Origin of the sequence: Streptomyces sp. NBC_01426 (genome assembly GCF_036231985.1) — a bacterium.
Lineage (GTDB): Bacteria > Actinomycetota > Actinomycetes > Streptomycetales > Streptomycetaceae > Streptomyces.
This window is the reverse complement of the sequence record NZ_CP109500.1, coordinates 7,536,599-7,554,676: the sequence shown is the minus strand read 5'-3', so window position 1 is coordinate 7,554,676 and position 18,078 is coordinate 7,536,599. Positions and strand designations below refer to the sequence as shown.

General features: G+C 69.4%; 20 protein-coding genes and 2 pseudogenes. 9 read left to right on the top strand and 13 right to left on the bottom strand.

What is annotated here, in order from left to right:
• Window positions 1-84: 84 nt before the first annotated feature.
• Together OG906_RS33940 and OG906_RS33935 are read left to right on the top strand one after the other, a co-directional pair.
• Window positions 85-570, top strand: coding sequence for a Crp/Fnr family transcriptional regulator (locus tag OG906_RS33940; protein WP_329447847.1), 486 nt, complete (start codon window positions 85-87; stop codon window positions 568-570).
• Between the two features lie 43 nt (window positions 571-613).
• Window positions 614-1,303, top strand: coding sequence for a response regulator transcription factor (locus tag OG906_RS33935; RefSeq protein ID WP_329447846.1), 690 nt, complete (start codon window positions 614-616; stop codon window positions 1,301-1,303).
• Between the two features lie 9 nt (window positions 1,304-1,312).
• Here the strand turns inward: OG906_RS33935 and OG906_RS33930 are convergent, their stop codons facing one another.
• From OG906_RS33930 to OG906_RS33915, 4 genes are all read right to left on the bottom strand, one after another.
• The gene (locus OG906_RS33930; RefSeq protein ID WP_329447845.1) at window positions 1,313-3,028 is read right to left on the bottom strand and encodes a sensor histidine kinase; all 1,716 of its coding nucleotides are present in this window, start codon (window positions 3,026-3,028) and stop codon (window positions 1,313-1,315) included.
• A 166-nt stretch (window positions 3,029-3,194) separates the two neighbouring features.
• Window positions 3,195-3,464: a universal stress protein gene (locus OG906_RS33925; protein ID WP_329447844.1), complete on the bottom strand. Its 270-nt coding sequence runs from the start codon at window positions 3,462-3,464 to the stop codon at window positions 3,195-3,197.
• 47 nt (window positions 3,465-3,511) lie between these two features.
• Window positions 3,512-3,655, bottom strand: a complete 144-nt coding sequence (locus tag OG906_RS33920; RefSeq protein ID WP_329447843.1) for a hypothetical protein — start codon at window positions 3,653-3,655, stop codon at window positions 3,512-3,514.
• A 99-nt stretch (window positions 3,656-3,754) separates the two neighbouring features.
• A complete protein-coding gene (locus tag OG906_RS33915; RefSeq protein ID WP_329447842.1) occupies window positions 3,755-4,198 on the bottom strand; it encodes a universal stress protein in 444 nt (147 codons plus the stop codon).
• A 396-nt stretch (window positions 4,199-4,594) separates the two neighbouring features.
• On the opposite strand from OG906_RS33915, the gene OG906_RS33910 reads away from it, so the two are divergent.
• On the top strand, window positions 4,595-5,224 hold the full coding sequence (locus tag OG906_RS33910; RefSeq protein WP_329447841.1) for a CBS domain-containing protein: 630 nt from the start codon (window positions 4,595-4,597) through the stop codon (window positions 5,222-5,224).
• A 160-nt stretch (window positions 5,225-5,384) separates the two neighbouring features.
• Window positions 5,385-6,248: a slipin family protein gene (locus OG906_RS33905; RefSeq protein ID WP_329447840.1), complete on the top strand. Its 864-nt coding sequence runs from the start codon at window positions 5,385-5,387 to the stop codon at window positions 6,246-6,248.
• A 264-nt stretch (window positions 6,249-6,512) separates the two neighbouring features.
• On the opposite strand, the pseudogene OG906_RS33900 reads toward OG906_RS33905, so the two are convergent.
• Together OG906_RS33900 and OG906_RS33895 are read right to left on the bottom strand one after the other, a co-directional pair.
• Window positions 6,513-6,809 (bottom strand): annotated as a pseudogene (locus tag OG906_RS33900) (flavodoxin domain-containing protein); the annotation flags it as partial.
• A 269-nt stretch (window positions 6,810-7,078) separates the two neighbouring features.
• Complete coding sequence (locus OG906_RS33895; RefSeq protein WP_329447839.1) at window positions 7,079-8,167, bottom strand: alcohol dehydrogenase catalytic domain-containing protein; 1,089 nt, start codon at window positions 8,165-8,167, stop codon at window positions 7,079-7,081.
• A 235-nt stretch (window positions 8,168-8,402) separates the two neighbouring features.
• Here OG906_RS33895 and OG906_RS33890 point away from each other — a divergent pair, with 235 nt between their 5' ends.
• Complete coding sequence (locus OG906_RS33890) at window positions 8,403-9,080, top strand: CBS domain-containing protein (protein WP_329447838.1); 678 nt, start codon at window positions 8,403-8,405, stop codon at window positions 9,078-9,080.
• Window positions 9,081-9,430: 350 nt separating this feature from the next.
• Window positions 9,431-9,895 carry a hypothetical protein gene (locus OG906_RS33885; RefSeq protein ID WP_329447837.1) on the top strand — a complete coding sequence of 155 codons (465 nt, stop codon included), beginning with the start codon at window positions 9,431-9,433 and terminating at the stop codon, window positions 9,893-9,895.
• A gap of 33 nt (window positions 9,896-9,928) precedes the next feature.
• Here OG906_RS33885 and OG906_RS33880 read toward each other — a convergent pair whose 3' ends face one another.
• A complete protein-coding gene (locus tag OG906_RS33880) occupies window positions 9,929-10,204 on the bottom strand; it encodes an isoamylase early set domain-containing protein (protein WP_329447836.1) in 276 nt (91 codons plus the stop codon).
• A gap of 26 nt (window positions 10,205-10,230) precedes the next feature.
• Between OG906_RS33880 and OG906_RS43700 the strand changes: the two genes are divergently transcribed.
• Complete coding sequence (locus tag OG906_RS43700; protein ID WP_443067441.1) at window positions 10,231-10,611, top strand: hypothetical protein; 381 nt, start codon at window positions 10,231-10,233, stop codon at window positions 10,609-10,611.
• A 309-nt stretch (window positions 10,612-10,920) separates the two neighbouring features.
• Here OG906_RS43700 and OG906_RS43695 read toward each other — a convergent pair.
• Window positions 10,921-11,027, bottom strand: a pseudogene (locus tag OG906_RS43695) (transposase); the annotation flags it as partial.
• A gap of 55 nt (window positions 11,028-11,082) precedes the next feature.
• Window positions 11,083-11,799 carry a TetR/AcrR family transcriptional regulator gene (locus OG906_RS33865; protein ID WP_329447834.1) on the bottom strand — a complete coding sequence of 239 codons (717 nt, stop codon included), beginning with the start codon at window positions 11,797-11,799 and terminating at the stop codon, window positions 11,083-11,085.
• Between the two features lie 91 nt (window positions 11,800-11,890).
• Here OG906_RS33865 and OG906_RS33860 point away from each other — a divergent pair, with 91 nt between their 5' ends.
• The gene (locus OG906_RS33860; protein WP_443067440.1) at window positions 11,891-13,600 is read left to right on the top strand and encodes a CocE/NonD family hydrolase; all 1,710 of its coding nucleotides are present in this window, start codon (window positions 11,891-11,893) and stop codon (window positions 13,598-13,600) included.
• 133 nt (window positions 13,601-13,733) lie between these two features.
• Window positions 13,734-14,375, top strand: coding sequence for a hypothetical protein (locus OG906_RS33855; protein ID WP_329447833.1), 642 nt, complete (start codon window positions 13,734-13,736; stop codon window positions 14,373-14,375).
• A 158-nt stretch (window positions 14,376-14,533) separates the two neighbouring features.
• Here the strand turns inward: OG906_RS33855 and OG906_RS33850 are convergent, their stop codons facing one another.
• The 4 genes from OG906_RS33850 to OG906_RS33835 all read right to left on the bottom strand — a co-directional run bounded on the left by OG906_RS33850 (window position 14,534) and on the right by OG906_RS33835 (window position 18,051).
• Window positions 14,534-15,373 (bottom strand): hypothetical protein, encoded by an 840-nt coding sequence (locus OG906_RS33850; RefSeq protein ID WP_329447832.1) that lies wholly within the window; start codon window positions 15,371-15,373, stop codon window positions 14,534-14,536.
• A gap of 56 nt (window positions 15,374-15,429) precedes the next feature.
• Window positions 15,430-16,008 carry a TetR/AcrR family transcriptional regulator gene (locus OG906_RS33845; protein ID WP_329447831.1) on the bottom strand — a complete coding sequence of 193 codons (579 nt, stop codon included), beginning with the start codon at window positions 16,006-16,008 and terminating at the stop codon, window positions 15,430-15,432.
• A gap of 64 nt (window positions 16,009-16,072) precedes the next feature.
• Entirely contained in the window at window positions 16,073-16,969 is an 897-nt protein-coding gene (locus OG906_RS33840) for an SDR family NAD(P)-dependent oxidoreductase (protein WP_329447830.1), read from the bottom strand.
• A gap of 224 nt (window positions 16,970-17,193) precedes the next feature.
• On the bottom strand, window positions 17,194-18,051 hold the full coding sequence (locus tag OG906_RS33835; protein WP_329447829.1) for an alpha/beta fold hydrolase: 858 nt from the start codon (window positions 18,049-18,051) through the stop codon (window positions 17,194-17,196).
• Window positions 18,052-18,078: the final 27 nt, after the last annotated feature.

The following is an 18,078-nucleotide window of genomic DNA, read 5'->3' as shown; positions in this document are numbered from 1 at the left end:
CGGGTCGGAGAGGGTACCGAACGGCCCTTCCCGGGTCTGCCGCCACCAGCGGAGAGTGAAGGCGGACCCGAACGGAGAACCGCCATGAGCACCTCTTCCCCCCACCGGCTCACCTCCTCCCCCAACCGCTTCGACCACGCCTTCTCCCCGGAACACCGCGACAGCCTGCTGGCCCTGGCCCACGAGGCGGACTTCCCCGCCGGCGCACGCCTGTTCAACCAGGGCGGGCACGCCGACCGGTTCTGGGTCATCCGGTCGGGGAACGTCGGCATGGACGTGCACGTACCCGGGAGGCAGGCGGCGGTGGTCGAGACGGTCGGCCCGGGCGAACTCGTCGGCTGGTCCTGGCTGTTCCGTCCCTACACCTGGCACTTCGGCGCCGAGGCCACGACGCCGGTGCGCACCGACGAGTTCGACGCCGCCGCAGTACGGACGCTCATGGACTCCGACCCCGCACTCACCTCCGCGATGTGGCAATGGGTGGGGCAGGTGCTCGCCCACCGGCTCGTCTCCGCCCGGGTCCGGCTCCTCGACTTGTACGCACCCCACGGCAGCGGAAGCCGCATCTGAGATAATTGTTCCCAGACGTATCCGACCCGAGGGTGTGGCGTGGATGTCCGATGCACCAGCTGCCGCTCCGGCGCCCATTCGGGTGTTCCTCCTCGACGATCACGAGGTCGTCCGGCGCGGATTGCACGACCTGCTGGACTCCGAGGCGGACATCGAGGTGGTGGGCGAGGCGGCCACGGCCGCGCAGGCCCTGGCCCGGGGGCCGGCGCTGCGGCCCGACGTCGCGGTGCTCGACGTACGGCTGCCCGACAGCGACGGCATCACCGTCTGCCGCGAGTTGCGCTCGCGCATGCCGGATCTCGCCTGTCTCATGCTGACGTCCTTCGACGACGAGGACGCCCTGCTCGACGCCATCATGGCCGGCGCCGCCGGGTACGTCCTGAAGCAGATCAAAGGCTCCGACTTGGTCGCCGCGATCCGGACGGTGGCAACGGGCCAGTCGATGCTCGACCCGGCGACCACCGCGCGCCTGATGCGTTCGCTCCGGGACCCGGCCGCCGGGAAGCCGTCCGGGGACGAGCGGCTGACGGTGCTCTCCGAGCGGGAGCGAGCGGTGCTCGAGCTCATCGGCGAGGGCCTCACCAACCGGCAGATCGGCAAACGGCTCTTCCTGTCCGAGAAGACGGTCAAGAATCACATCTCCCGGCTCCTCGCCAAACTGGGCGTCGAACGCCGCGTCCAGGCTGCCGTCATCGCCGCCGAGGTGCGCGAGCACGACGAGACCGGCCGCTGAGGCCCGAACTCACTGGGTAGGTCCGATCGGGATCCGCCAGCCCAGACGGGTTCCGCCACCATCCGGGCCCGGCGAGACGGACAACCCGCCCCCGAGGGCCTCGGCGCGCTCCGCGAGGTTGCGCAGACCGCTCCGACGGCCACCCTCCGCGACACCCACACCGTCATCACTCACCATCACGACCAGCACGCCGTCCTCCAAGACGATCGCGACCTCCGCCCGCGCCGCCCGGGCGTGCCGGGCCACGTTGGTCAGAGCCTCCCCCAGCACGGCCACCACGTCGTCGGCGACCGGCACTGGCACATCCGTGTCGATCAGTCCCTCCATGCGCAGGGCGGGGGCGAAGCCCAGTACCGCCGCCGCCGCGCCCACGGCGCGCACCGCGCGGGCCCGGAGCCTCGGAGTGCTGCCCGCCTTCTCATGGTCGCGGAGTCCGAAGATGGTCGTACGGATGATCTTGATCGTCTCGTCCAGGTCGCCGATCGCACGGTCCAGCCGCTCGGAGGCCTCCGGATGCTCCACGAAGCGCTGGGCGCTCTGCAGCGTCATCCCGGTCGCGAAGAGCCGCTGGATCGCGAGATCGTGCAGGTCGCGAGCGATCCGGTCGCGGTCCGCCAGCAGGCTCACCTGCTCACTGTCCCGGCGCCGGTCCGCCAGCTCCAACGCCAGGGCGGCCTGGCCTGCGAAGCCGGGCAGGGGCGCCACCTCGGCCCCGTCGAACGCCCGCCGGCCGGTACGCCGCGCCAGCATCAGTACACCCCGCAGCTTCGCCCTGGTGCCCACCGTGACCGCCACAGCGGGGCCGAACCCCGTCCAGGCGTCCGGCTGCGCCACGACCCGGGCGTCAGTGGCCACATCGCCCAAGGTGATCAGGCCGTCCCGGGCCAGGGCAAGCGCGGCCAGGATCCCCTCGCCGCCGGGCAACACGATCCCGCGGTGCGCTTCGGCACCCTCCCCCAGGGCCAGCGAGCCCCGCAGCTCGCCGCCGGGCCCCACCTGGTAGAAGACGCACATCTCGGCGGAGATGATGTCCCGGGCCCGCTCGAGCATGCCTTCCAGCACCTGAATCTCGGAGGAGCCCGACAGCAACGCGCTCGTGAAGTCCGAGCCGGCCTCCAGCCAGCGCTCCCTAAGGCGGACCTCCTCGTACAGGCGGGCGTTGTCCACGGCGACGCCGGCGGCAACCGCGAGGGTGGACAAGACCCCCTCGTCCTCCGCGTCGAAGCCCTTCCCGCCCCGCTTCTCCGTCAGGTACAGATTGCCGAACACCTCGTCCCGGACCCGGATCGGTACGCCGAGGAAGGAACGCATCGGCGGGTGGTGCTCCGGAAACCCGGCGGAGGCCGCGTGCTCCGAGAGCTCTCCCAGGCGCAGCGGCCTCGGGTGCCTGATCAGCTCGCCCAGCAGTCCGTGCCCGGTAGGAAGGGCCCCGATCCGCGCCCGGAGCTGGTCACTGATGCCCACCGGGAGGAACTCGGCGAGTTTCTCGTCGTCACCCGTCACGCCCAGCGCACCGTACTCCGCGTCCACCAGGACGACCGCAGCCTCCACGATCCCGCGCAGCACCTGGGCCAAGTCCAGCTCCTGCCCCAGCGACATGACCGCCTCCAGCAGGCCCGTCAGTCGATCCCGGGTATTCCGCGCGGCAAGGATCTCTGCCTGGAGCGCGTCCAACCTCGGCTGCGGAATCCCGCCCGCGGGCGCATCGCCATCGACCCCGACCATGGACACCTCCGCCAGTATCGAGGGGCTCTGCGCACCAGCCCGGCCTTCAGCGTAGTCCCCTGCCCGCCAGCCGGTCATGGTCGAAGCCTTGGGTGACGGGCCGGGGGGGCCGACCCATGGCGAATCCGGTCAGGCTGTTGCCCACGAGCGAGGGCTTGGGGCCCGTTCACCCGCTCGGGACGGTGACGACAGGGCAGTGCGCACGGTGCAGCAGCCCGCGGACGACCGATCCGAGCCGGATGCCGGTGTAACCACCCCTGCCCCGTCGGCCCACAACCAGGGCCAGGGCATGCTCAGCCGCCTCGGCGAGGCACTCCACCGGGTGTCCGGTGAGCACCTCGTGGGTCAGCTTGACGTCCGGGTACTCATGCGCCCGGCTTGCGGCCGCCTTGGTCAGCATGCGGCGCTGGGCCCCCACAGCCGCCGTCTCGTTCACTGGAAGGAGAAGACGGGCGGCTGCCACGTCGAGATCGCGTGCAGCTCTCAGCCCCGAAGGCTGGCCTCCTGGAAGGCCCAGGCCATGGCCGTCGTCGACGACTCGCTGCCGTCGACTCCGACGACGAGATGGGGCGGGCCCTTGGCGACGCCCTCAGAGCCTCCCACCACGACGACCGGGCAGTGTGCCATTGCGGCGGTGTGCCTCGTCCGCAGCCCAGGCGAGCGGCAGGAGCCACCTTCCGTTGGGATCGATCCCCACCGCGATGTCCCGTCCTTCCGCGATGTCCGTCATGACGCGTCGCTCCCCTGCTCCTCGTCGTGCCGCGGAATGAGCTCCACGGGGCAGTGCGAGTGGTGCAGGAGACTGTGCGTGGTGCGTCCCAGGGTGGGCCCGAAGTACCCGGGTGATCGCCGTCCTCCCATGATGAGCAGGTCTGCATGGCGTGATGCCTCGACCAGGACCGAAGCCACCGACACGCTCTTTTCCGCGTCGGTATTCACCGTCAACGCGGGAAACTCCTCGCGTACGCGATCGGCGACGGACTTCAGGCTGCGGACATGGCGGCCGGCGAATTCGTTGACGTCGTCGAGCATGGTGACGGCGGTTCCGGCGTACTGGAGTACGTTCCACACGGTCAGCAGGCGCAGCGTTGCTCTGCGCAGCTCTGCTTCGCGGGCGGCGCGTCGCGCGCATTCGAGGTCGTACTCGTCCCGGACCGCGGCCAGCACCACGCCGCTCTCGGCGAGGTCCTCGCGCCTCGGCTGCGGCCCAGAATGCCGCTGTCAACGCGGTGCTCGATCCGTCGACACCGACGGCGACCGAGCCGAGGTCCAGACCGTGTTGGGCGGAGCCTTGCATGGCTTCCTCCTCTGTCGAACAGCGTCGGGGGGCGCCTTCACACTGCCGCCCGGGCCTGCGCGTGGAATGGGCCGCAAGGGTCAGTCAAGGGACCGAAGGTTCCTTGCCCGCCACGCACCGCCTCACCGGCCGCGCACCGCAGGGGACCAGTCAGGCCTGACAGAGGACCGTTCGGCCCTCGCACCGCGGAGGTAGGGGGCGGATGGTGGCTGGTGAGGGCGCTCCGCACGATGCGCTCACCGGCTGCAGCCGACAGGAGGACCCCTCAGATGAAACACGCCAAAGTCGGCTTCCTGATGACCGACGAGGTCGTTTCGGTCACCGGGCGGACCGCGTCCACCGACGTAGCCTCGCTGCTCGTCGAACACGACATCAGCGGCATGCCGGTCCTGGACGCGGACGAACACGTCCTCGGGGTCATCTCGCGGACCGATCTACTCGTTCAAGACCACCTCGCTGCTCAAGACTTGATGACCGCGCCGGCCGTCACGATCCATGCCGAACAGACGGTCACTGAGGCCGCCCGCCTCATTACCCGACGCGGGGTAACGCGGCTGCCGGTCGTCGACGAGGAGGAGCGTCTGGTCGGCATCGTGACCCGACGGGACCTGCTCCGCGTGTTCCTGCGCCCGGACCACGAGATACGCCGAGTGCTGGTCGAGGAGGTGCTGGCGGACACGATGGGTATTGGTGCCGATGCCGTGAGCGTGGGTGTCGTGGACGGGGTCGTCACCTTGGCCGGCCGGCTGCCCAGGAGCAGCCAGATTCCCGTCGCGCTTCGGCTCGCCGAGCAGTTGGACGGTGTGGTGGCGGTCATCGACCGGCTCACGGCCCACTCCAACGACGCCCACAGCCGCACCGCACCGCGGGACCGCGGCACCGAAGACGTTCCCCGCTGATGCGGAGTGTGGACCGTTCGGCCCCTGCCCGCCCCACCCGCACCGCGCGAGCATGGAGGCGAGGCAGGCTCGCCGCACCCGGTTACATCGGTGCGGAGCCCTGCAGACGGACCCGGGTCATCACCTTGCTCCGCCACCGCACTTCGTGAGGAGCATCTTCATGGAAGTCCTGATCTTCGCGCTGATCGCCTTGGCCGTGGTTGCCCTGATCGGGCTGATGATGGCCCTGAAGATCGTCAAGCAGTACGAGCAGGGCGTGTTGTTCCGGTTCGGCCGGCTCGTCGGCACGCGTGAGCCGGGCCTGCGGGTCATCGTGCCGTTCGCGGACGTCCTGCACCGGGTGTCCCTGCGGATCGTCACCATGCCCATCCAGTCCCAGGGCATCATCACCCGGGACAACGTCAGCGTCGACGTCTCCGCAGTCGCCTACTTCCGCGTCGTCGACGCCGTGAAGTCGGTCATCGCGATCGAGAACGTGGGCGCGGCCATCAACCAGATCGCCCAGACCACCCTGCGCAAGGTCGTCGGCCAGCACACCCTCGACGAAACCCTGTCGGAGACCGACCGCATCAACCTCGGCATCCGGGAAATCCTCGATGTCACCACCGCCGAATGGGGCGTCGAGGTCACCCTGGTCGAGCTGAAGGACATTCAGCTGCCCGACAGCATGAAGCGCGCGATGGCCCGCCAGGCCGAGGCAGAACGGGAGAAGAGGGCCAAGATCATCAACGCGGAGGGCGAATCGATGGCCGCCGCCGCACTCGGCGACGCCTCCGACACGATGATGGCCCACCCCCTCGCCCTGCAACTGCGCAACCTGCAGAGCCTCGTGGAGATCGGCGTCGACAAGAACACCACCGTGGTCTTCCCCGCACCGCTGATGAGCACCATCGGCGAACTCGGCGCCTTCCTCGCCCGCGAGACCGCGGCCGCGACGCTCCAGACACCGCGCGCGGCGGAGATCACCACGCCGCTCCCCAGCCCCTCCCCGCCGAACGGAGCGCGAGCGGTCAAGACCGTGTGACCGAGAGTCGGCGGCGCCGCCGTGCGGAGGACGTTCCCCGTACGGCGGCGCCGACTGCTGTGGGCCACGTTCAGCGGGTCGCCGCGAGTTCGGCACCGATCCGACGGGCCCAGGCGCGGATCCGCTCAGAATCGCGGAAATCCCCGGCCCCGCCCTGGCGCACCAGGATCCGTGCGCGCAGGCCGGGGTTGTGTCCGTGATGCTGCCGCCGAACGTAACGTGCTCGCGGGCTCCGAGACTCTCCATCGCCCGGGCCGCGTCCCGTACGGGAGTCAGGTTCCGCTCCTCGGCAGAGCTGTCCACCGGACCACTACTGAACAGCCACACCGGGCGGTGGCGCAGGTGTTCGCCGTTGCGTTCGGCGCAGCGCCGGGCCCTGCCTGCGTACGGCGAACCGCCCAGGACCACGCCGTCGTAACCGCGGACGTCCTCCACGTTCTGGGCCGGCGCGACGACCACCTCGAAGCCGTCGTCGCGCAGCGACCTGCCGATCCCATCCGCGATGCCGGCGGTCGCTCCGTACTTGCTGCCGTAGGCGACCAGTACCCGCTGTGCGCTCATGGGCCCGCCTCCTTTCCTGCTGTCTCAGTACGGCAGGACGCGCCCCGACGGCATGCGCAGGTCAAGGGGCGGGGGGCGGTACGGCCGTGGCCGGGGTGCCGAGATCTGGATCCGAGGCATGGTGGATCACCTCTTCGGAAGCGAGACCCGAAACAGGTCCGCACCCCAGAATCACCCGGTGGGGCGTTCGCCTGGCAGGGCCGACGGGGACAGACTCAGGGGCCGAGCGGCCCCCATGTCAGCACCGGTGACGTGGCGCACCGGGGCCGTCACGCCTTCTGGACGCGCGACGGGTTCGATACGGCCAGGTCGTCGTGGCGCGGCCCGCCCAGAACTACCTTCAGCGCACCCGTCTCACCGGCACGGGAGAACACCTCGTACGCCTCTTCCATCTGTCCCAGCTCGAAACGATGGGTGATCAGCGACGATGTCGGCAGCCGGCCGGCCGCCAGCATGCGCAGCAGCATCGGCGTGGAGCTGGTGTCCACGAGCCCGGTGGTGATGGTGACGTCCTTGATCCACAGGTCTTCGAGGTGCAGGATCGCGGGCTTGCCGTGGACGCCGATGTTCGCGACCCGGCCGCCCGGGCGGACCATCCGGGTACACGTCTCGAAGGTCTCGGGCACGCCGACGGCCTCCATGACCACGTCCGCGCCGAGACCGTCGGTCAAGTCGCCCACGAGCATTTCCGGTTCCGCCGCGGCGTTCACGACCGCGTCCGCCCCCAGCTCGCGCGCCGCCGCCAGCCGGGACGGCTCGAGATCGACGGCGATGACGCGGGCCGGCGAGTACAACCGTGCCGTGGCGATCGCCGCGAGTCCTACGGGGCCGACGCCGACCACGACGACGGTGTCCCCGGGCCGCACGTTGCCGTTCAGCACTCCCACCTCGTAGGCGGTGGGGAAGATGTCCGCCAGCAGGACGGTCTCGGCGCTGTCGACCGTGCTTGGCAGCGGGTGCACGGAAAGGTCGGCGAACGGCACCCGGACGTACTCGGCCTGGGTTCCGTCGATGGTGTGGCCGAGCACCCAGCCACCGCCCCCACGACACTGCCCGTAGCGGCTCTCACGGCAGAACCGGCACCGGCCGCACGAGGAGATACAAGAGACCAGGACCCGATCGCCGGGCCGCACCGAACGGACGTCACCGCCACTCTCCACCACCGTGCCCACGGCCTCGTGACCGAGCACACGGCCTGGAGTCACCTCCGGCAGGTCACCCTTGACGATGTGCAGGTCCGTACCACAGATCGTCACGGCGTCGACGCGCACGATCACGTCGGCGGGATCCTTGATCGCTGGATCCGGCACCTCCTGCCACGTGGTGTGTCCCGGTCCCTGGAAGACGAGTGCCTTCATGACGCCACCTCTCCATGTCTCCCCGTGCTCCGTTCGGCAGAGGTCACTTCATGCTGTCCCCGCTGCCCGGTTTCCGGACAGGGCCGGACGGTCCCGTACACGGGCCTGACAGGCCCGTCCGGACCGTGCCATGAACGTGTGATGGTGGATGGCGGGGTCCCTTCACCGGGGGACGGCCGCCGATCTCCGGGACAACCCGGGGACCTTTCGCCTTCTCATTGAGGACCACCACGCCATGACCTCCAGTCCACATCTCGTCCGCGACGTGATGACGAGAATCGTCGTCAGCGTCACGCCCCTCGCCGAGTTCAAGGAGATCGTCGCCGTCATGAAGCAGTGGCAAGTGACCGCGGTACCGGTCATCGAAGGCGAGGGCGAGGGCGCGGGCAGGGTCATCGGTGTGGTCTCGGAAGCCGACCTGCTTCCGAAAGAGGAGTTCCGCGATCACGACTCCAGTCTCATCGAGCAGATGCGGCGGCTGGATGACACGCTGAAGGCCGGCTCCACACTGGCCAAGGACCTGATGACGACCCCCGCCGTCACCGTTCGACCGAACACCACCCTGGCCCAGGCGGCCCGCCTCATGGCGGAACGGCACATCAAACGACTGCTGGTCGTCGACCCGGCCGGCACCCTCCAGGGCATTGTCAGTCGCACCGACCTGCTCGAGGTCTTCCTGCGCCCGGACAGTGAACTCGCCGACGAGATAAGGCGCGAGGTGGTCGGCCGCCTGTTCCCGCTCGCACAGCACAGGGTGCGGGTCGATGTCCAGCACGGCGTGGTCACCCTCTCCGGCGGCATCCTCGACGCATCCCTCATTCCGGTGGCAGCACGTCTCGCACGCGCCGTGGAAGGCGTGGTCGACGTCAACTGCGCCCTGACCACGTCGGCCGCGCAGAAGGCCGGAGCATGAACCTCATACCCAGCGAAAACCAACCTGGTCGGAACCCCGTTTGATCTCCGCACCGGAGTACTTCGCGCACCGGATGCAACTCGGGTGTCATTTCCGGCAATCAATATGCCGGGCCGCCGAACTGAGGCCGACCCGGATACAGGTCTCCACCATGACCGTCGCCTTGGAACGCACCCCACCTGCCACGTCGCCCGCACCTCCCCCTGCCGGCACGCCATGTCCGCCCGGCCGCTGCCGGCCGACCACGAACGTCCGCTCGCTCGCGCTGCCGGCGCGGGCCCCGGCAGCCGGCCTCTGGCTGCGCGAGGCCGGCTGTGTTCCCTACCTCGTCGTGTGTTCCTCCGCCCGGCGTGCCCGCCAGACGTAGGTACCTCGTCGCAGCCGAGGCCGAGTTCGGCGCCAGCACGCTGACGATCTACGAGGTACGCCTCTACGGGGCGAGCGCGGACGAGTTGCCGAGCGTCGTACAGGAGATCCCCGCACAGGTTGTTGGGACGCTGATGCCGATCGGGCACAACCCCGGCGTGCAAGCGCTGGTGCTGATGCTTGCCGGTGAGGCTGACCGCTACGCACTGGAGCAGGCCGGTACGAAGTTCCCGACGTCCGCGATCGCCGTGCTGCGCGTGCCAGGGCCCTGGGTCCCTCGAACCGGGTGCCGCCCGGCTGACCGAGCGGCCTACCTCTGGAGGCGACCTGCGACCGGCTCCAGGTCACACTGTGTCACCCTGATGCTGCCGACGACGCCCCTCGTCATCGCCCAGGTCCGACCCCACCCTCGCGCAGACGAGGCGCGTGCAATGACGGGTTCGACGTGACGAGCCGTGCCCGGTCATGCCGGGTTGGGCTGATCAGGTGTGCAGGCGGCTGTTGGGGCCGTCATGGTCGCCCACGCTCTCGTCGTTGAACCAGTAGTCCCCGGCTGCCAGGTACCGGAAGGAATGCGTGCTCTTGCTCGGCAGCTCGACCGTGACGGCCCGCCTCCCGTCTTTGCGGGGCCGCAGGGAGTGGGCACCGGGCTGCCAGTCGTTGAAGTCGCCCACCACGCTGACGGGGCCGGGTGGGGTGTCGGCGGGCAGGACGAAGGTGACCTCCGTGCAGTTCTTGCGCAGCGTGCGCTCCAGCATGGTGCGGGCTCCTGACAGTAGGCGGGATGGGGATCGTGCCCATCCTCCGGCCTGAAGGCATGGCCCGCCTTCCGACGCCGCCACATCGAGGGACGGGCGTCACCCGTGTGCCTCGCTTCGCAGTCGACATGATGCAGACCGTCACGCTACGTGTCAGCGTGATCCGAGAGGAATCCGTACCCCACGCATCAAGAGGAGTCGCCGTCATGGGCGGTACGCAGGACAAGCATCAGGAGCCGGGCAAGGGCCGCGAGGCGCAGGAGCACCGCCGCCCCGGAGACCCTGCGCAGCACCAGCCGGGCAAGCCGTCCCGCGAGCAGGGCCAGAAGCCGGGCGAAGAAGAGGCTTCACGTCGTCGCGAGGACGATCTGCTGCGCGAAGAGGACCTGCACGACGAGACGTTCTGACCAGAGCACTACTCGTCCCAGTACGCAGAGCCCGGCCGGTCCACAGTCACCCCGGCCGGGCTCGGTCACGTCGCGCCGCTGCCGACCTTGAGGCCCGCAGCTGCACACGCCGTCGACGCCACGGCAGGACTGCCCTGTCCGGGAAGCCACCCGGGGAGGGCGGATCTCGTCTTCGCCGCACTGAGCTGCATCACCGCCACCGCGGTCGGCGTCATCGCCAGCCTCGGCCTGTACTTCGGCCTTCCACACCCTCTTCAAGAGTGCGGCGACGTGGTTCGCGTCGCGCGCTTTCGGGTTGATCTGCTCGCGGACCGCGAGGTAGAGAACCTTCAACGCGGCCTGGCCGAGGGAAAGTGGCCGCGGTTGCGGGTGGCTTTGCGGAGGCGGGCGTTCATCGATTCGACCATGTTCGTGGATTAGACCTCGAGTTCGGCATCCGAAACACGGCCTTGGAGCAGCTCGGTGTCGGGATCAATCGGTATCGAGGCCGTCGATCAGGCGGTTCAGGAACCGGGTGAAAGTGGCTTCGGGGGTGACGGGACGCCCCGGGGCCGAAATGGCCTCGGCGAGTTCCGGGTGATGGCCGTCCGTGGCGACGGCGACGAGGTACCGGGCTTCGGCCGCGGCCCGGTCGGGGGACTGCGAAACTTCGGCCTGCGCGATCTCATGGCCGACGTGCCCGGCCACGAACCCCGTGAGCTGGGCGAAGATCTCCAGCTTCGCCGTGCCGTCCAGCCCGGCAGGCCGCAGGGCGGCGAGCGCATGCTCCAGGAAGGCCAGGGTGTTGGGCCCGGGGACGCGCCGGGTGGACAGCGCGGCGGGCAGCCAGGGGTGTCGCAGCATGTGGGCGCGCTGAAGGCGGGCGATCGCCTTCAGGTCGGCGCGCCAGTCGCCGGTGAGCGCGCCCGTGGTCGGCAGTTCTCCGCTGACGTGGTCGACCATCAGGTGCAGCAGCGTCTCCTTGTCGGGGGCGTAGCTGTAGAGCGACATGACGCCGGCTCCGGCCCGTTCGGCGACCTTCCGCATGGTGACCGCGTCGAGGCCCTCGGCGTCCGCCAGGGCGACGGCCGCCTCGGTGATCGCCTCCCGGCTGTAGGTGGGCTTGCGGCCCCTGCGCGGCTGGGCAGGGTTCAGCCAAAGCTGCTGGGGGTCGACGCCCGGGGCGCCGGCCTCTCCGTCACGCGGCATGCTCCACGCTCCTTCCTTGATCGAAAGCCCTTGTGGGCCACAGTCGAGTATTCTATTCTCGTACATGGTACGAGAATCAAGGAGGGGAACGATGACGTCACGCACGCAGGGTTCCGTGCTCAGTCCGACCTGGACACCGCCTTCCCGGAAGCCGCCCGTTTCCTCGCGCATGATGAGGGCGACGTGGCGCCGTCTCCCGGCCAAGCTGCACGACGTCGGATGGGAGCCCGGATTGGTGGTGCCGGCCGCCGACGGCAGCCCGCTGATCACGGACCACTACTTCCCGCGCGCCGAAGGCGACTTCCCCACCCTGCTGGTCCGCTCGCCCTACGGCAGGGGCCTGCCGTGGTCCCCCATGTACGGGCTGCTCTTCGCCGAACAGGGCTTCCACGTGATCGTGCAGAGCTGCCGCGGCACCGGGGGTTCGGGAGGCACGTTCGACCTGTGGCGTAACGAGGCCTCCGACGGCCAGGCCACGGTGTCCTGGCTGCGCGAGCAGCCCTGGTTCAACGGAACACTGGGGACTGTCGGCCCCAGCTACCTGGGCTACGTGCAGTGGGCCCTCGCCGCGGACCCGCCGCCGGAGCTGAAGGCGATGGTGGTGCAGGTGGGCCTGCACGACCCCCACGCCCTGTTCCACGCGCGCGGTGCGCTCAACCTGGAGACCGCCCTCGCCGTCGGCGCGGGAATGACCTACCAGCACCAGGGCATGGCACCGTTCCTGAAGGCAACCCTGCGCCTGCAACGACGCCTGCGTGAAGTCACCACCGCGCAGCCGCTGCGCGGGGCGCACGCCTCGGCCCTCGGGTGCGAAGTGCCCTGGCTGGACGACGTGATGACGCATCCGGACGCCGAGGACGTGTACTGGAACGGCGCGTCCCTGGGCGAAGTGGCGGAGCGGCACAGCGTGCCCACGAGCCTGATCACCGGATGGCACGACGCGCTGGCCGACCAGACCTTCGAGCAGTACGACCGGCTGCGTCGCATCGGATGCGAGACCTCCCTGCTCATCGGCCCCTGGACCCACACCTCCGCCCTACAACAGGGATGGCCCGAGGTGTTCGCCGAAAGCCTCGTCTGGCTGCGCGCCCACCTGTACGTCGACCCCTGCGACCTGCGTCCCACGAAGGTGCGCGTGCACGTAGGTGGCGAAGACGCCTGGCGGGACATGGACGAATGGCCTCCGACCACGGCCGTCAGCCCGCGGTTCCCCACCGCGCAGGGAGATCTCACCCAGCAGGCCCCCACGGACTGCTCACCAGTGACGTCGTTCCGCTACGACCCGAGCGACCCCACCCCGTCCCTGGGCGGCCCCCTCCTCTCCCGGACCGCCGGCCCTCGCGACAACAGCACCCTGGAGGCCCGGGACGACGTACTGACCTTCACCAGCCCCCCGCTGACCGAGCCCGTGGACGTCGTCGGGCCGATCTCGGCACGGTTGAGCATCTCCACGGACACCGGTCACACCGACGTCTTCACCCGCCTGTGCGACGTCGACGCACAGGGCCGCTCCATCAACATCTGCGACGGGCTGGGTCAACTGCGGACGGAAGGTCAGGAGCCGTCGCAGGTCACCGTGGAGATGAGCTCGACCGCCCACAGATTCGAGGTCGGCCACCGCATTCGCTGGCAGATCAGCGGAGGCGCCCATCCGCGCTACGCCCGCAATCCCGGCACCGGGGAGTCGCCGGTGGACGCCACCACCTTCAGACCGGTGCGCATCACGCTCCACGCGGACTCGGCGCTGATGCTTGCGACACTTGCCCGCAGTTCGGGGCTCAGCCCCACGGTGAACAGCTGACAAGCGCGGGGCGCCCGGCCCGGTGCCCGAAGTCGGAGAGCACCGACTGGCGGTGGGCGCCCTCGTGTTCCCCGAACAGCCATCCCGCCCACGCCTTCTCAGGTGCGGGGCCCTCAACCACCCGGAGAGTCCGATGACTGCAATGCCCCGCCCCAGGAAGATGGCCCTCCCTGCCCTGCTCGCCACCCTCGTGGTCGGCTTACCTCTGAGTGCTGCCCCCGTTGCCTCCGCCGAGCAGCGTGCGGACAAGACCGCGTACGCGAGCGTCACGGGGAGCGCGGAGTTCGTCCTTCCCTACTACCCGGACGACGACGTCCGCTCGTTCACCTTCGACGCGCAGGCGGCCCCGTACAGTCGGCCGTTACCGGGGATCCCCACGGGGCTTCCGACGGATGCCCGGGGCACGGTCACGGTCTCCCACTACTCCGCCGTGCGGAACAAGACCTACACATCCGAGGGCCTCGTGGACTGCCTGGTCACCGGCCCCCGCACCGCGACGCTGACGGCGGTCATCACCAGGGTGAGCGAGGGGGGTCCGGTAGATGATGTCGGCAAGCGGGTCGGGTTCAGTGTCTACGACGGCGGCGAGGACAAGGGGCGCTCCCGAGACCGCGTGGGCTTCTCCTGGAACGGCGTGAACCTGCTGCCGAGCGGCGACACCGTTCCCACAGAGGCCCTGGTCGGCACCTGCATGGCCCCCGCCGCGTACGCCCCGGTGACCAGGGGCGGCTACACCGTCAGGCATGCCGAACTGCCACCCCTGCCGAAGCAGTGACGGGCGGGCCGTTTCTGTCGGATCGCCTGGCTGAAGAGCCAGAGAACAGATTCTTCCGTACCAGAACAGACCACTGATCCATCATGACGTGACTGAGGCCGGGTTGGGCGTTGGGCTGGTCATGGGTGGGCCGCCTTCGGCGAGGTTCCATACGCCGCCTACATCGGCTTGGAGACGGGCGCCTCCTCAATCCATTGGAAGGCGCCGAGGGGGCCGAACAGGCCGGTGAGTTCGTAGTCGTTCAGGCTCGCCTTGGGAGCCGGGGGCGGCGTCCAGGGCTTGATCGTCCAGGTCTGGCCGGCAGCGCCCTTGGGTCCGCCGATCAGTTGCCCGTCGTTGTCGGTCCAGTAGGTCTGCTCCGATGGCACGGTCTTGCTGTCGGCGCCGAAGATGTAGGCGCCGTCGGTGTCCCACCGGTAGGTGCGGTCCTTCGTCCGGCTGGCGCCCGAGCCGTACATCCGCATCGGCCTCACCGCAATCCCGGAGGAACCGCTTGCCGCCACAGGGACGCATCCCGCCTTGACCTCGGCGGTGTACGCCTTCAACGCACCCAGCAGAACGTCGTTGTCACCCGTCCACGGAGCAGCCGAGACCCCCATGAGGTACCTCCTGTCGCCCAGGGCCGCGGACCTGACGCAGTGCATGCGCCAATCCCTGTCTCCCCCGGTCCATCCCTCCGGGATCAACGTCGCGAGTTCCTTCTTCCGTTCCTCGGTCAGCGCGCCGAAAGCTGCGTCCAACGTTGTACTCGCCTGGCCGGCCGCATGGGACCGCGAGTGTCCGGGGGCCGGCTTCGTGACGTCCAGCCACACGCAGTAGTTGCCGATGTTCTGCAGGTCGCGGACAGCGACGTTGACGATCTGATTGAACGGCGCACGCTCTTGCGAGTCGTCGGCGGTCTCGACGTACCCAGCACAGGCCGGGCTGCCGTCATCGTCAGCCAGTTCGAGCTTCGGAGGGTCGGTCTTGCTCAGCAGGTACTTCGTCCCCTCCGTCAAAGGACCGCACCGGCGGAAGGCACCCGGATCACCCGGTTGGTGCGCGGGTGGCGTTCTCAGGCGTGCTGTGGCGTGGTGTGCAGTCCTTCGAGGAGTGTGGCCAGGTAGCGGTGCGCGGTGTCGATCCGGTCGGGGGGTGTGCCGCCGTGGACGTTGACGGCGTAGGCGATGCCGCACATGAGCGGGACGAGGTCGGCGGCGGCCAGGTCGTGGCGGACCGCTCCGGCGTCGCGCGCCCGGTCGAGGAGTGCGCTGCCGACCGACTGGAGCGTCTCTTTGAGTTCCGTGGTGCGCGGCAGGGTGTCGGTGGTTGCGGCGGCGACCGGGGCCAGGGAGGCGTCGGTGACCTGCGCTTCGACGGTGTGGAACAGGAAGGCTTCGAGCGCGTGCCAGGGGTCGGTGTCGGCCAACCCCTGCCGGCCGTGGGCGGCCAGGGCTTCCAGGCAGGGAGTGGCGACGGTCTCCAGCAGCGCCTCGGGGGTGGCGAAGTGCCGGTAGACGGTGCCGACCCCCAGTCCGGCGCGGCTGGCGACGTCGTTCAACTGCAGGGGTGTGCCCTGGTCGACCAGGGCACGGGCGACAGCGACGATCCGGTCCCAGTTGCGGGCCGCGTCCTTGCGCAGGGGTGTCGTCATGGGGAACATGCTAATCGGATGACTCATCCGGATGATGCCGCCGATGCCCGCACCGCTTGGTGGGTCAGGTAGCCGTGAGAGTGAGAGGTGCGTGCCGTTCGCTGAGCCGGCGCACGTCCTGGGCGACGCGGGCGTCTGTGGCTGCGCGCAGCGGTGCCATCGGGCGCGCCTGGGCTCCGATGACGATGCCGGTCTGGCCCGCAAGGGTGTCGTCGGTGGCGGCGACGATCGAGGGCCGGGCAGCCAGGGACGCCGGACCCGAGGTAGAACGTTCGAACTTGCGGCGCACCAGCGGCCACAGCAGCCGCAGGGCTGGTGAGACGATCTTCGGGTCGGTCAGGGTGTCGTTGGTCATGTCGGTCGCGGCGCCTCCGGGATCGGCCGCGAAGACCGAGACGCCCGTGCCTTCCAGCCGGGTGGCCAGGTCGAGCGTGTAGGCGAGGTTGGCGAGCTTGGCGCGGCCGTACCAGTGGAAACCGTAGTAGCCGCCGGGCGGCTCGACGGTGTCGAAGGCCCGTTTCGCGAGCCCGACCGCACTCGAGGTCACGTTCACGATCCTGCTCGGCGCCCCGGCCGTCAGTGTGGGCAGTAGCAGTTCCGTCAGCAGGTACGGCGAGAGATGGTTGACGACGAACGACGCCTCGATCCCATCCAGGGTCTGTCGATCCGGGAACATCGCCCCGACGTTGTTGACCAGCACGGTCAGCGGTTCGCCGGAGACGGCGTGCTCGGCGGCGATCCGGTCGGCGAGCGCGCGCACCTGGTCGAGCGAGCCGAGGTCGGCGGGCAGGAACCGGGCGGGGCGCGCCGGGTACGTCGCGTTGATTCGGCCGACCGCCTGGTCGCCCCGGTCGGCGTTACGTCCGACCACGGTGACCGAGAACCCGGCACCGGCCAGCCCCAGGGCCGTCTCCAGCCCTATGCCGGCCGTCCCCGCCGTGACCACGGCTGTCTTCGTCATGTGCTTCTCCACCCAGTCATACGGATAGTTCATCCGCTTGTCGGGGACCGTAGCACACAACCGGATGACCCATCCGCTTAAGGGGGCAGAGCGGGGCAACAGACAATGCTGGACGGCAGGCGCCGCTCCGACTTCACTCGGCGCCAAGCGACACCGGCCCGGCTGTGGTTTCGACATCGACGGGAGGGCGGTAGCGGCTGTCGCATCCGCCTGCCGCCCTGCGCTCAGGAGACCCTTCGGACCGGTTCTGCTCCGGTTTGGGTCAGGAAGTCGGTGAGTACTTGGGCGAGTTGTTCGGGCTGGTCCTCGGGGACGAGGGTGGACGAGTCGGCGATCTCGACCAGCCGGCCCTGGGGGTACAGCTCGGCCAGCCGAGGTCCGTGCTCACGCGGCATCAACCGGTCCTCGGTCGCCCAGACGACCAATACCGGGCGGTCGAAGTCACGCAGTCGATCGCTCCAGGCGAGCAGGGTCTTGCGTTCGGGTGCCCCGGTCGCGAATTTGGCGAAGTCCCTGCGGATGGCCCTGCTGCGGGTGGCGGGAGCGAACCAGTCGTCCATGATCTCGTCGGGGACTCCACGCAGGCTCATCCCGCCGTATCCGCCCCGGCTGTGACGGAAGGCGGGAACGCGCATGAGTCGCGTCAGGAGCCAGACGCCGCCGGGAATCCTGCACACCTGCGCCATGGCCTTGGCCGGCCCTGGGGGAAAGTTGTCGAAGGCCTCGCAGGCCACCAGCACCAGGCGGGCGATGCGCCGGCCCTGCCCTTCCGACACCAGAAACTGTCCACCGCCCCAGTCATTGAGAACGAGGGTCACCCGGTCCAGACCGAGCCCCTCGATGAACTCGCCCAAGAGCAGGGCAACACCGCGCTGGGACAGATCGGCATCCGGATTCATCGGCTGACGATGACCGCCCAGGGGCAGCGTGGGCAGGACGCAGCGGTATCCGTCCAACAACGGGACCACCTTGCGCCACTGAGTCTCGTTCATCGGTAAACCGTGGGCGAGTACCAGTACAGGCCCTTCACCGCCGGTGTCCTGATAGTCGATCGGTCCGGACGACAACTCGATCCTCGGCATCCCAGCCCCTCACTTGATAGATCGTTC